Genomic DNA, 12,131 nt, shown 5'->3' with positions numbered 1-12,131 from the left:
CGAGCCCCGCGAACCACCGCCAGGGGGAGTTGTCGTTGACGGTCGAAACCCGGGCGGTGTCCACCGGGCAGCCCTCCGCCCCGGTCGTGCCCGGAGCACGACGCGGGACCACCGCGCTCCGCGCGTTCGGGCTCCTCCTCGCGCTCGGCGCGCTCGTCCTCGTCGGACTCCTCGGCGTGTGGGTGGGGACCCGGGGCATCCCGTTCACCTCGACCTGGACACTGCTGTGGCGGCCCGACGGTTCCGAGGCCGCGGTCATCATCCACGACTACCGCATCCCCCGTACGCTCCTCGGGCTCGTCGTCGGCACGGCCCTCGGGCTGTCCGGCGCGCTGATGCAGGCGATGACGCGCAACCCGCTCGCCGACCCGGGACTGCTCGGCGTGAACCTGGGCGCCTCCACCGGGGTGGTCGTGTGCATCGCGTTCCTCGGGGTGGGATCCGTCCTGGGCCAGGTGTGGTTCGCGCTCCTCGGCGCGGTCGTGGCGACCCTGGTGGTCCACCTGCTCGGCTCCGCCGGACGGACGGTCGCCACACCCGACCGCCTCGTGGTCGCCGGCGCGGCCGTCACGGCGGTGCTGTACGCCTTCAACTCCACGGTGCTGCTGCTGCGTCCGCGCGCCTTCGACCAGTTCCGCTTCTGGACCGCCGGCTCGCTCGCCGGACGCACCTACGACGTCCTCCAGACCGTCCTGCCGTTCGTCGCCGTCGGCACGGCACTCGCCCTGCTGCTCGCCCCCGCGCTCAACGCCCTCGCCATGGGCGACCAGTTGGGACGGGCCCTCGGCGTCCACGTGGTCCGCACGCGGGTGCTGGCGGCCGTCGCGGTCATGCTGCTGTGCGGTGCCGCGACCGCCGCCGCCGGACCGATCGGCTTCGTCGGCCTCGCCGTCCCGCACGTGGCCCGGTTCGTCGCCGGTCCCGACCAGCGGTGGGTGATGGCGTACTCGATGCTGCTCGCCCCCGTCCTGCTGATCGGCGCCGATGTGCTGGGCCGGGTGATCGGCGCGCCGGGCGAGGTCCAGGTCGGCATCGTCACCGCGTTCCTCGGCGCCCCGCTGTTCATCGCGCTGTGCCGTCGCCGGAAGCTGGTCATGCTGTGAACCCCGTACACCCGACGGAAACCCCCGCCGAAGCCGCACCCGTGATCAGCGGGACGGTCGTGCGCGCCCGGGGAGGCGGGATCTCGCTGCGGATCCCGGGCCGGTCCGTGGCCGTGGGCGCCGTACTGCTCGCCGTGCTCGTCGTGATCATGGGCGTCAGTCTGACCACCGGGGACTTCGAACTCTCCGTCACCGAGGTCGTCGAGGCGCTGACCGGCAACGGATCCCCGGGCGCCGACTTCATCGTCAACACCCTGCGCCTGCCCCGCCTGGTCACCGCGGTGTGCGTCGGCGCCGCCCTCGCCGTGAGCGGCGGCATCCTGCAGAGCCTCACCGGCAACGCGCTCGGCAGCCCCGACGTCATCGGCTTCACCAACGGGGCGGCCGTCGGCGCCCTGACCGTCATCATCGTGCTGCACGGCAGCATGACCCGCATCGCGCTCGGCGCGCTGCTCGGCGGCCTCGCGACCGCCGCCGCCGTCACCCTCCTCGTCGCCGGCCGGGGACTGCAGGGGTTCCGGCTCGTCGTCATCGGCATCGGGGTGAGCGCGCTGCTGCTGGCCGTCAACTCGTACCTGATCACCAGGGCCACCTTCCAGGAGGCGCTGGAGGCGCAGGCGTGGCTCCTCGGCAGCCTCAACAACCGCGGCTGGACCCAGGCCGGCGCCATCGGTCTCGCGGTCCTCGTGCTCCTCCCGGTCGCCTTCGTGTTCGCCCGCCGGCTCTCGATGGTGGAGATGGGCGACGTGACGGCGACGGCGCTCGGTGTCGACGTGGCCCGGACCCGCACCGTCCTGCTCGTCGTCTGCGTCGCCCTGGCCGCGTTCGCCACCGCGGTCGCCGGACCCATCTGGTTCGTCGCCCTGGCCGCCCCCCAGGTGGCCCGGCGGCTGACCCGGTCCTCCGCCCCCGCCCTGCTGCCCACCGCCCTCATGGGCGCCGTACTGCTCACTGCGAGCGATCTCGCCGTGCAGCGCCTGTTCACCGACACCCTCCTGCCGGTGGGCGCGGCCACCGGCACCATCGGCGGGCTGTACCTCATCCGGCTGCTGGTCACCGAGTCGCGAAAGAGCCGCGCATGACAGGAACGCACCCGCCGGAACCCCGGATCCGGGCCGAGAACCTGACCCTCTCCTACGACCGGCGGACCGTGGCCACCGGCCTCGGCGTCGACATCCCCGACCGCTCCTTCACGGTGATCGTCGGACCGAACGCCTGTGGAAAGTCCACCCTGCTCAAGGCACTGGCCCGGATGCTCAGGCCCAAGGCGGGCGAGGTCTACCTGGACGGCGCCGCCATCGCCTCCTACCGTACCCGCGAGGTCGCCCGCCGGCTCGGGCTGCTGCCGCAGTCGTCGACCGCGCCCGGCGGCATCACGGTGGGCGACCTGGTGGCCCGCGGCCGTTACCCGCACCAGCGGCTGCTGAGGCAGTGGTCCGCCGAGGACGAGACCGCGGTGACCGGGGCGATGCGCCGCACCGGAGTCCTCGACCTCGCCGGCCGGCCCGTCGACGACCTGTCCGGCGGGCAGCGCCAGCGGGTCTGGCTGGCCATGGTGCTCGCCCAGCAGACGCCCGTCCTGCTGCTCGACGAGCCCACCACCTTCCTGGACATCGCGCACCAGATCGAGGTGCTGAACCTCTGCGCCGAGCTGCACGCGGCCCAGGGGCACACCGTCGTCGCGGTCCTGCACGACCTCAACCAGGCCTGCCGCTACGCCACCCACCTCGTGGTGATGCGGGCCGGCGGCACCGTCGTGGCCGAGGGGGACCCGTCGGCCGTGATGACCGCCGAACTGGTGGAGGACGTGTTCGGCCTGCCCTGCCGCATCATCGACGACCCGGAGACCGGCACCCCCCTGATGGTGCCCGCCGCCCCGCGGCGCGCCGCCGACGACTCACGGCGTCCGGCGCGCGATCCTGGCACAGCCGTCCTATGATCGACCCATTAAAGTTGAATTTCGAACTTTTCTGTGGTGGAGGGCCGGCACATGAGCAACACGGAAACGCACCCGACGGAGACGGTCTGCGGCGCGGACGCCGACGGGCCGCCCCCGCCGGACATCGAGATCCTCACCCCGAGGGACGTACCCCTCGGCGGCCCCCGCGCCATGCGGGTACGGCGGACCCTGCCCCAGCGGGCGCGCACCCTCATCGGAGCCTGGTGCTTCGCCGACCACTACGGCCCCGACGACGTCACCGAGTCCGGCGGCATGCGCGTACCCCCGCACCCGCACACCGGTCTGCAGACGGTGAGCTGGCTGTTCAGCGGCGAGATCGAACACCGCGACAGTCTCGGCAGCCACGCCTACGTCCGGCCCGGTGAGCTGAACCTCATGACGGGCGGCCACGGCATCAGCCACTCCGAGGTCTCCACCGGGAGCACCCGGATCCTGCACGGCGCGCAGCTGTGGGTGGCACTGCCCGGGGAACACCGCGACGCGGCCCGCGACTTCCAGCACCACGTCCCCGCCCCGGTCGCGCTGGACGGCGGCGAGGCCCGCGTCTTCCTGGGCACGCTCGCCGGCGACACCTCACCGGTACGCACCTTCACCCCGCTGCTCGGCGCCGAGATCACCCTGGACCCGGGCGCCCGCGTGACCCTCGACGTGGACCCCGGCTTCGAACACGGAGTCCTCCTCGACACCGGCGACGTCCTCCTCGCCGATACGGCACTGAAGCCGGCCGAACTGGGCTACGCGCCCCCCGGCCGCACCGCCCTCACCCTCTCCAACCAGGCGCCCGACCCGGCCCGCCTGCTGCTCCTGGGCGGACCGCCCTTCGAGGAGGAGATCGTCATGTGGTGGAACTTCATCGGCCGGTCACACGAGGAGATCGTACAGGCCCGCGAGGACTGGACGAAGGGGTCACGTTTCGGCGAGGTGCAGGGGTACGACGGGGCCCCACTGCCCGCGCCGGAGCTGCCGAACGCTCCTTTGAAGCCACGAGGAAGGATGCGCTGACCTGCGAAAACATCGGCCTTGAACCAGGGGCCTCAAGATCGCTGCTGGGCCCGCCCGGTGACGTGGCCATCCCCTGGTGCGTGCCTTCGGTTCCTGCCTTCCGGCGTCTCTGAAGCTGTCCGCAGTTCTCAATGTATGGGCATCTGCGGGCAGCTTTACAAGTCATTTCATTAGGCGTGATCTTGCGCCATGTTGGCGTGATGACGACTTCGCTTGTCCATCGGATGGCGCCAGACGCGCTGTGGGAGCTCTTTCAGCGGGTCGTGCCGCCGGCTCCCGTCCGTCCGCAGGGTGGGGGCCGAAGACGGCACGGGGACCGCGAGGTCTTGGCCGCGATCATCTTCGTGGCCACGTCGGGCTGCACGTGGAACCAGCTACCGCCAGGATTCGGGCCGTCTGGCGTGACGGCCTTCCGCCGGTTCACCGAGTGGTCACAGGCGCGGGTCTGGGCAGAGCTGCACCGGTTGGTTCTGGATGAGCTGGGCGCCCGTGGGGACCTGGACTGGTCACGGTGCGCCATCGACTCGGTCAGCGACCGGCGCTTGCGCCGGGTGACGCCGGTGATGTCGCGCTCACGCATGATCCGCTCCACGCGCTTGCGGTTGACCCGCCGGTCCGGCCCGCGCAGCTCGGCATGGATGCGCGGCACTCCGTAGGTGCACCGGGAGGCGATGTGCAAGACGGTGATCTCGTGGGCGAGGGCGTCGTCGGCGGCCCGGCGGGCGGCGCGGGCCTGCTCGCCGGCCATCCAGGCGTAGAAAGAGGACCGGGCCACCTTCAGCAGCCGGCACAACAGAGCAACATGGTGGGTGGTCTTCTCCGCCTTGATGAACGTGTACACGTCCTTCATCGATCGCTCTCCTTCGCGAAGAAGACCGCCGCTTCTCGCAACACCTCGATCGTCTCGGCCTGCTCACGGTTCTGCCGCCGCAGCCGACGCAGTTCCTCCCGCTCCGCGCTCGTGAGCTCGCCCGGCGCCCTCTGCCCGCGGTCGATCGTGTCCTGCTTGACCCAGTTCCGCAGTCCCTCGGCGCTGACCCCGATCTGACGGGCCACCTCGGTGACGGTCTTCCCGGAGGAGCGTACGAGAGCCACCGCGTCGCGCTTGAACTCCTCCGTGTACCGCCTGCTGCGATTGCTCTTGCTTCCCACCTGGCACTACTTCCTCTGGAACCTCACGTCCCAGTCTCCGGGTGTCCGACATCAAGGGGAAGCTTCATGTGGCGGGTCACCCAGAGCCTGCTCCGGTAGCGGCCGGGACAGGTCGCTCGTTCAGCGGACGTCGGGCCGGTGCTCGGTGATCCAGTGGGCTGCCAGGAGTCCCGAGGCGGCGGTGAGAGTGGCGGCGGCGATGACGGTGGCGTTCAGGTCGAGGGCGTCGGCGAGGATGCCGGCGACGAGGGCCCCGGCGGCGTAACCGATGTCCCGCCAGAACCGGTATGTGCCCAGGGCGTTGGCCCGCCAGGCGGGGTGGGCGTGGTCGGAGACGGACGCGATGAGGGCCGGGTAGACCATGGCGGTGCCCAGGCCCAGGAAGACCGCGGACAGGATGCCCGCAAGCAGCGGCTGGTCCAGCAGGGCGAGGGCGAGGACGAAGCTCACGGCCTGGACGAGCATGCCGTAGACGATGAGGGGTTTGCGGCCGATGCGGTCGGCGAGGTGGCCGGTGGGGATCTGCCCGAGCCCCCACAGGATCGGGTAGATCCCTTTGATCAGTCCGACGGCGGCGAGCCCGAGGCCGTGGTCGGTGAACAGCAGGGGGAAGACGCCCCAGGTGAGGCCGTCGTTGAGGTTGTTGATCAGTCCGGCCTGGCTGGCTCCGCGCAAGGAGCGGTTGCGCCAGGAAGTGCGGGTGAACGTGGCCTTCAGACCGGTGTCCTCATCCGGCGGCAGCGGCTTGGTGTGGTGGGCCAGTTCCAGGGCGACGTGGGCGGCGGTGTCGCGGACGGCCAGGGCGAGGGCGAGGCCGGCGGCGACGAAGACGACGCCGATGAGTTCGGGGACCGGGCGCAGGCCGTAGCTGGTGGCGAGGTAGCCGGTGAGCAGGGCGGTGACGCCGACGGCGGTGTATCCGGCGGCCTCGTTCAGGCCGGTGGCGAGTCCCCGTCGGGAGGGGCCGACGAGGTCGATTTTCATGTTGACGGTCATCGACCAGGTCAGGCCCTGGTTGAGGCCGAGGAGGACGTTGGCGGCGACGATCCAGCCCCACGACGGCGCCCAGGCGAGGGCGAAGGGGACGGGAATGCCGAGCAGCCAGCCGGTCACCAGCAGCTGCTTGCGGCGGAAGCGGGAGGTCAGGGCGCCTGCGGCGAGGTTGGTGAGCGCCTTGGTGAGGCCGAAGGCGATGATGAAGGAGAAGACGGCCAGGTCACTGGTGAGTCCGAAGGTCTCGGAGCCGATGAGCGGGACTGTGGTGCGTTCCAGGCCGACCAGGCCGCCGACGCAGATGTTGACGACGACCAGCAGGGTGAACTGCAGCCAGTTCTCCCGCAGACCCAGCCGGACGGGCCGCCCGGTCGCGGTGGGCGTGGCGCTCACGGGCGGATGTCCTCCGTACCTCGGGTGGGCCGCTGTCCGCGGGCACCCACGTGGTCGGCCGGCCCGCCGCCGAGGACGGTGGCATCGGTGCGGCCGGTCCGTTTCCTGAGACCGGCGGCGGTCACGGCGCGCTCGCGACGTAGGTTTTCAAGCGCTCGGCTGCCTGGGCGGGATCGATGGCGATGGGGGGTGCTCATGTGCGTGAGGTTGCTTTTCGTCTTTTCGTCCGGGAGAAGCACCGAACGGACTAGAATACCCCAAGGGGTATCAATGAAGGAGGATGTGTGGAGCTGGACATGGCGGCCGACGAGCTGAAGAGCGTGCTCAACCGGCTGCGCCGGGCGCAGGGCCAGATCGCGGGGATCATCAGGATGATCGAGGAGGGGCGGGACTGCGAGGACGTGATCACGCAACTCGCCGCGGTCTCCCGAGCCCTGGACCGGGCCGGCTTCGCGATCATCGCGACGGGGTTGCAGCACTGCATGGCCGAGGAGGGTCAGGTGGACGGCGACCGGGACCGGATGCGCGCCCGGCTGGAGAAGCTGTTCCTGTCGCTGGCCTGAGCGAGCCCCGGCCCGAGCGGCGTCTCATGTCACCGCGTCGGCGAGCATGAAGGCGGCCACGGCCAGCAGGACGACCGCGAAGACGCGTTGCAGGCGGGGCCCGGAGGCCTTCGCGGCGAGGCGTTTGCCGTCCCAGGCGCCCAGCACGGCGGTGGCGATGAAGGGGCCGATCACCGCCCAGTCGAGGGAGACGGCGGCGCCCGAGCGGGTGGCGAGCGAGGCCAGGGAGTTGGCCGTGATGACCAGCAGGCTGGTGCCGACGGCGGCCTGCATCTCGAAGGCCAGGACGGTGACCAAGGCAGGGACGGCGAGGAAGCCGCCGCCCACACCCAGCAGCCCGGTCAGCGCCCCCAGTCCCGCCCCGGTCCCGGCCGCCCGACCCGGCCGCACCCCGCGGCCCGCGGCGCCGGCCGGGTCGCCGGGCCGGAGCATCCTCAGTGCGGCCAGGGCCGCGACGGCCGCGAAGGCGACGGTGAGGACGGCCTGCGGCAGGCGGGCGGCGGCGGCCCCCGCCAAGGCGGCCGGCAGCAGTCCCGCCGCCGCGAAGGCCGCCCCGGCTCTCCACCGCACGTTCCCCGCCCGGGCGTGGGCGTACAGGGCGGTCAGGGAGGTCACGGTGACGATGACGAGGCTCGCGGTGGTGGCCGCGGCGGGGGTGAAGCCGAGCAGGTAGATCAGGGCGGGGACGGCCAGGACGCTGCCGCCACCGCCGAGCGCGCCGAGCGCCAGACCGACCACGGCTCCCGCGACCAGGGCCAGGACCAGGGCGCTCACGCGATCCGGCCGCCCTGCCCGTGCTCGTCGACGACCGGCAGGCCGGCTTCCGCCCAGGCGTTCATGCCGCCGGTGACGTCGACGGCGTCGACGCCCCGGGAGGCCAGGAGTTTCGCGGCTTGTTGCGAGCGGTTCCCGGAGCGGCAGATCGCCACCACCGGACGGTCCTGCGCGTCCGGCGGCAGGACGGCGCCGGCCGCCAGCCGGGACAGGGGCAGGTGGACGGCGCCGGGTGCGTGCCCGGCCTTCCACTCTGGCGTCTCGCGTACGTCGAGCAGTACGGCGGTGCCGTCGTCGGTGCGGGTGCGGGCCTGGTCGGGGGTGAGGCGGTCGGTGCCGCGTCGGAAGAGGAACATGGTGGTGCCCTTGCCTTGGGTGAGCGGACGGGGTGATCAGCGGCGGGTCACGGTCAGGCCCGCCTCGCCGGCGGCGTCGAAGCCGTCGTCGACGGCGACCACGTCCCGTCCGGCGGCGTCGAGCAGGGAGGCGGCGATCGCCGCGCGCATCCCGCTCGCGCAGTGCACCCACACGGTTCCGGACGGCACCTCGCCGAGGCGGCCGTGCAGCTCGTGGATCGGGATGTGCACTGCCCCCTCGACGTGTCCCGCGGCGCGTTCGGAGTTCCGCCGCACGTCCAGGACCACCACGTCGTCGCGCTCGCGGACGTCGGCGAGGTCGGCGAAGCGGGCGCGGGGGAAGGAGGCGAGTTGCTCGCCTTCGCGGACCCAGCCGGCCGGGTCACCGGTGGTGGCGGCGGCCGGGCGGTCGATGCCCACCCGCGCGAGTTCCCGCTGCGCGTCGGCGATCCGCTCCGGGGTGTCGGCGAGCAGGGTGACGGGCTTGCCCCACGGGATCAGCCAGGCCAGGTAGGTGGCGAGCTTGCCCTCGCCCTCGAAGTTGAACGACCCGGCCACGTGTCCCTCGGCGAAGGCCATGCGGCTGCGCAGGTCCACCACCCACTCGCCCTCGGCCAGCCGGGAGGCGATCTCCTCGGCGTCGGCCCGCTCCGGCGGGGTGAGGTCGACCGGTGCGGGACCTGCGGCGTTGGCCGGGCCCATGTGAGCGTAGTAGGCGGGTACGTCGTCCAGGCCGGCCAGCATCCGGGCGACGAAGGTGTCCACGTCCAGGTTCAGCGCGTCGTTCGTCTCGCGCTCCTTGCCGATCGTGGTCGCGTCCCCCTCGGCCTGGGAGGAGGAGCAGAAGCTGCCGAAGCCGTGGGTGGGCAGCACCGGCACCTCGTCGTCCAGCTCGTCGGCCAGCCGGTGGGCGGAGGCGTGCTGGGCACGGGCCAGCCGCTCGGTCAGCCGCGGCTCGACCAGGTCCGGACGGCCCACCGTGCCGATCAGCAGCGACCCGCCGGTGAACGCCGCCACACCGCGCCCGTCCTCGGCAAGGGCGTAGGAGGTGTGGTGGGGCGTGTGCCCGGGAGTGGCGATCGCGCGCAGCACCAGGCCCTCGTCCACCGTCACGGTGTCGCCGTCGGCGACCGGGGTACGGGGGAAGGACACGTGAGCCGCGGCCGGCACCAGGTACTGGGCGCCGGTGACGCGGGCCAGTTCCAGGCCGCCGGTGACGTAGTCGTTGTGCACATGGGTCTCGGCCACGAGAGCGATGCGCACCCCGCGCCTCGCCGCGGCGGCGATGACCTGGTCGATGTCGCGCGGCGGGTCGACGACCACCGCGGCGTCGGGCCCGCCGGCCAGGTAACTGCGGTTGCCCAGGCCCTCGAATTCCAGGGTGTCGACGAAGAACACGGCTACGGCTCCTCCGCAAGAGACTGTATACCTCGGGGGGTATCCGGCTCACTCACCCTAACAGAGATACCCAGGGGGGTATTTCCGGTCTTTGTCCGGATGGCTCGTCCGGTATCGCGTTCACTGCGGCGGGTACCCGGTGGGGTATCGAGGGAACCGGACATTCCGCATCGAAGGAGCAGCGCACCGTGGCTTACGACCGCACCGTCCGCCTGACCGGCGCCGACTTTGACACTGCCGTCGCCGCCGTCCGCCGGGCCCTGGCCGACCAGGGGTTCGGCGTTCTCATCGAGATCGACGTGCGGGCCACCCTGAAAGCCAGGCTCGACCATGACATGGAGGACTGCCTGATCCTGGGCGCCTGTAACCCGCCCCTGGCCCACCGGGGCGCTGGAGGCTGACCGCTCCGTCGGGCTGCTTCTGCCCTGCAACGTCGTCGTCCGTTGCGACGGCGACCACGCGCTCGTCCAGGCTCTCGACCCGGGCACCAGGGTCACCCTCACCGGACTCGACGCCCTCACGCCCGTCGCCGACGAGGCCACCGCCCGCCTGGACGCAGCCCTGAGCGCCCTGTCCGCCGTCTGACCCGCCCGGGCCCATCAGGGTCCGGCCGGTGGCCACGTACCAGGACCGGTGGGCTGTGGCAGCTCACCGGCCACGGGAGTGGGGAGGACGGTAGGGCCACGGGGAGGTGCTCCACGGGTGTCCTCACCTGGTCGGAGCGGAGGAGTTTCAGGAGAGGGAGAGGAAGAGCTTCTCCATTTTCTGGGTGTCGAGGCTGTCGGCTCCGCCCTCCTGGGTCAGGCACTCCTTGAGGCCGCTGGCGACGATGGCGAAGCCGGCCCGGTCCAGTGCGCGGTTGACCGCGGCGAGCTGGGTGACGACGTCCTCGCAGTCGCGTCCTTCTTCCAGCATGCGTACGACGCCGGCGAGCTGGCCCTGGGCGCGCTTGAGGCGGTTGGCGGCCGACCGCACCTGGTCGGCGGGGAGCTGGACCATGGGGTGTCCTCTCGAAGGGCCGGTCGGGGACCGGCCGCGGTCACTGGCTGGGGCTCTGGGTGGCGAGGGAGGCGCGGACCTCGTCCGTGTCGAGCTCGCGGACGGAGGTGATCAGCTGGTCCAGGGTCCGGGGCGGCAGGGCGCCGGGCTGGGAGAAGACCAGGACGCCTTCGCGGAAGGCCATCAGGGTGGGGATCGAGGTGATGTCGGCCGCGGCGGCCAGGGCCTGCTCGGCCTCGGTGTCGACCTTGCCGAAGACGATGTCGGAGTGGGCCTCGGAGGCCTTCTCGTAGGCGGGGGCGAACATCCGGCTCGGTCCGCACCAGGCGGCCCGGAAGTCGACGAGGGCGATGTCGTTGCCGTTGGCGGTCTTCTCGAAGTCCGCGGCGGCGAGGGCGACGGTGCTCATGGGTCGGTACCTTCCGTTTCGCCAGGGCAGTGGCGTTTGATACCCCCTGGGGTAATGAACGACGAAACGGGGCGGGTCATTCCCCGGACGGCACGGAATGCCGCTGCCCCGGCGCGCCGAGGGGACGGTGCGCCGGGGCAACGGTGTTGTGCAGGATCGGGGGGTCAGGTTCGACGAACGGCGCGGCGCAGCGGGCAGCGGGCGACGAAGCCGTAGCAGACGCCCGCTCCGGCGCCCAGCGAGGCGATGGCGGTCAGGATCGGGACCGCTACGTGGGCGGGGGCCTGCTGGATCAGGACGAGGGTGCCCATCGCCAGCACGAACCAGGCGAAGAGCCGGGAGAGGACGTGGGCGGGGACGCGTCCGGCCAGCCGGGCTCCGGCGAGGCTGCCGACGACCGCGAACCCGGTGACGGCCAGGGTCAGGCCCCAATCGATCTGGACGGTGGCGAGATAGCCGGCGAAGCCCGCGGCGGACTTCATCGCGATGACCAGCAGGGAGGTGCCGATGGCGACCGGCATGGGCAGGCCGCCCAGCAGGGCCAGGGCGGGGACGACGAGGAAGCCGCCGCCCGCGCCGACCAGGCCGGTGGCCAGACCGACGGCCGCGCCGTCCAGCAGGACCCGCCCCACCGGGAGCCGTTCAGGGGCCCGGCCGGGGCCGGCATCCCGGCGGCCGCGGAGCATGGCGGCGGCGGTGACGATCATCATGACCGCGAAGGCGACCAGCAGGACGACGTCGGGAATGTGGCCGCCGATGAGCCCGCCGGTGTAGGCGCCGGCCATGCCGGCCGTTCCGAACAGGACGCCGGTGCGCCAGCGGACCCGTCCACCGCGGGCGTGGTTGATCACGCCCACGGCGGAGGTGACGCCGACGACGAACAAGGAGGTGGCGATGGCCTCCTTGGCGTCCATGCCCGCGACGTAGACCAGCAGCGGCACGGTCAGGATCGACCCGCCTCCCCCGAGCAGCCCCAAGGAGACGCCGACCAGCAGCGCGAGGACCAGGACGAGCGTCAGCGTCATGACG

At 72.1% G+C, this 12,131-nt stretch carries 13 protein-coding genes and 3 pseudogenes; 7 read left to right on the top strand and 9 right to left on the bottom strand.

Features of this window, described 5'->3' with window-relative positions:
- The first annotated feature begins 35 nt into the window (after nucleotides 1-35).
- The 5 genes and pseudogenes from ACFV5H_RS04760 to ACFV5H_RS04740 all read left to right on the top strand — a co-directional run.
- The gene (locus ACFV5H_RS04760; RefSeq protein WP_385192834.1) at nucleotides 36-1,103 is read left to right on the top strand and encodes a FecCD family ABC transporter permease; all 1,068 of its coding nucleotides are present in this window, start codon (nucleotides 36-38) and stop codon (nucleotides 1,101-1,103) included.
- Nucleotides 1,104-1,144: 41 nt separating this feature from the next.
- Nucleotides 1,145-2,185, top strand: coding sequence for a FecCD family ABC transporter permease (locus ACFV5H_RS04755; protein WP_385192832.1), 1,041 nt, complete (start codon nucleotides 1,145-1,147; stop codon nucleotides 2,183-2,185).
- Nucleotides 2,182-3,042 (top strand): ABC transporter ATP-binding protein, encoded by an 861-nt coding sequence (locus ACFV5H_RS04750; protein WP_385192828.1) that lies wholly within the window; start codon nucleotides 2,182-2,184, stop codon nucleotides 3,040-3,042. Before ACFV5H_RS04755 ends, ACFV5H_RS04750 begins: the two co-directional genes overlap by 4 nt.
- 51 nt (nucleotides 3,043-3,093) lie before the next feature.
- A complete protein-coding gene (locus ACFV5H_RS04745; protein WP_385051039.1) occupies nucleotides 3,094-4,065 on the top strand; it encodes a pirin family protein in 972 nt (323 codons plus the stop codon).
- Between the two features lie 200 nt (nucleotides 4,066-4,265).
- Nucleotides 4,266-4,613, top strand: a pseudogene (locus ACFV5H_RS04740) (transposase); the annotation flags it as partial.
- Between the two features lie 50 nt (nucleotides 4,614-4,663).
- On the opposite strand, the pseudogene ACFV5H_RS04735 reads toward ACFV5H_RS04740, so the two are convergent.
- From ACFV5H_RS04735 to ACFV5H_RS04725, 3 genes and pseudogenes are all read right to left on the bottom strand, one after another.
- Nucleotides 4,664-4,813, bottom strand: a pseudogene (locus tag ACFV5H_RS04735) (IS3 family transposase); the annotation flags it as partial.
- Nucleotides 4,814-4,911: 98 nt separating this feature from the next.
- Nucleotides 4,912-5,217 carry a transposase gene (locus ACFV5H_RS04730; RefSeq protein WP_385051037.1) on the bottom strand — a complete coding sequence of 102 codons (306 nt, stop codon included), beginning with the start codon at nucleotides 5,215-5,217 and terminating at the stop codon, nucleotides 4,912-4,914.
- A 120-nt stretch (nucleotides 5,218-5,337) separates the two neighbouring features.
- Nucleotides 5,338-6,603, bottom strand: coding sequence for an MFS transporter (locus ACFV5H_RS04725; RefSeq protein ID WP_385192825.1), 1,266 nt, complete (start codon nucleotides 6,601-6,603; stop codon nucleotides 5,338-5,340).
- A 284-nt stretch (nucleotides 6,604-6,887) separates the two neighbouring features.
- Here ACFV5H_RS04725 and ACFV5H_RS04720 point away from each other — a divergent pair, with 284 nt between their 5' ends.
- Entirely contained in the window at nucleotides 6,888-7,166 is a 279-nt protein-coding gene (locus ACFV5H_RS04720) for a metal-sensitive transcriptional regulator (protein ID WP_030227223.1), read from the top strand.
- A 24-nt stretch (nucleotides 7,167-7,190) separates the two neighbouring features.
- Here the strand turns inward: ACFV5H_RS04720 and ACFV5H_RS04715 are convergent, their stop codons facing one another.
- Genes ACFV5H_RS04715 through ACFV5H_RS04705 form a run of 3 tightly spaced genes read right to left on the bottom strand, consistent with a single transcriptional unit; the run spans nucleotide 7,191 to nucleotide 9,694 of the window.
- Entirely contained in the window at nucleotides 7,191-7,940 is a 750-nt protein-coding gene (locus ACFV5H_RS04715) for a sulfite exporter TauE/SafE family protein (protein ID WP_385051033.1), read from the bottom strand.
- Nucleotides 7,937-8,296 carry a rhodanese-like domain-containing protein gene (locus tag ACFV5H_RS04710; RefSeq protein WP_385192823.1) on the bottom strand — a complete coding sequence of 120 codons (360 nt, stop codon included), beginning with the start codon at nucleotides 8,294-8,296 and terminating at the stop codon, nucleotides 7,937-7,939. Before ACFV5H_RS04710 ends, ACFV5H_RS04715 begins: the two co-directional genes overlap by 4 nt.
- A 36-nt stretch (nucleotides 8,297-8,332) precedes the next feature.
- Nucleotides 8,333-9,694: a rhodanese-like domain-containing protein gene (locus ACFV5H_RS04705; RefSeq protein ID WP_385192821.1), complete on the bottom strand. Its 1,362-nt coding sequence runs from the start codon at nucleotides 9,692-9,694 to the stop codon at nucleotides 8,333-8,335.
- Nucleotides 9,695-9,882: 188 nt separating this feature from the next.
- On the opposite strand from ACFV5H_RS04705, the pseudogene ACFV5H_RS04700 reads away from it, so the two are divergent.
- Nucleotides 9,883-10,279, top strand: a pseudogene (locus ACFV5H_RS04700) (DUF302 domain-containing protein).
- 147 nt (nucleotides 10,280-10,426) lie between these two features.
- On the opposite strand, the gene ACFV5H_RS04695 reads toward ACFV5H_RS04700, so the two are convergent.
- The 3 genes from ACFV5H_RS04695 to ACFV5H_RS04685 form a co-directional block, all read right to left on the bottom strand.
- Nucleotides 10,427-10,693: a metal-sensitive transcriptional regulator gene (locus ACFV5H_RS04695; RefSeq protein WP_048456494.1), complete on the bottom strand. Its 267-nt coding sequence runs from the start codon at nucleotides 10,691-10,693 to the stop codon at nucleotides 10,427-10,429.
- Nucleotides 10,694-10,733: 40 nt separating this feature from the next.
- Nucleotides 10,734-11,102 carry a thioredoxin family protein gene (locus ACFV5H_RS04690; RefSeq protein WP_385192819.1) on the bottom strand — a complete coding sequence of 123 codons (369 nt, stop codon included), beginning with the start codon at nucleotides 11,100-11,102 and terminating at the stop codon, nucleotides 10,734-10,736.
- Nucleotides 11,103-11,266: 164 nt separating this feature from the next.
- Nucleotides 11,267-12,127 (bottom strand): sulfite exporter TauE/SafE family protein, encoded by an 861-nt coding sequence (locus ACFV5H_RS04685; RefSeq protein WP_385051024.1) that lies wholly within the window; start codon nucleotides 12,125-12,127, stop codon nucleotides 11,267-11,269.
- Nucleotides 12,128-12,131 lie beyond the last annotated feature (4 nt).

Origin of the sequence: Streptomyces sp. NPDC059787, from assembly GCF_042732315.1 — a bacterium.
In the GTDB taxonomy this organism is placed as follows: domain Bacteria; phylum Actinomycetota; class Actinomycetes; order Streptomycetales; family Streptomycetaceae; genus Streptomyces; species Streptomyces atrovirens.
This window is presented reverse-complemented; position numbering and strand designations above follow the sequence as displayed.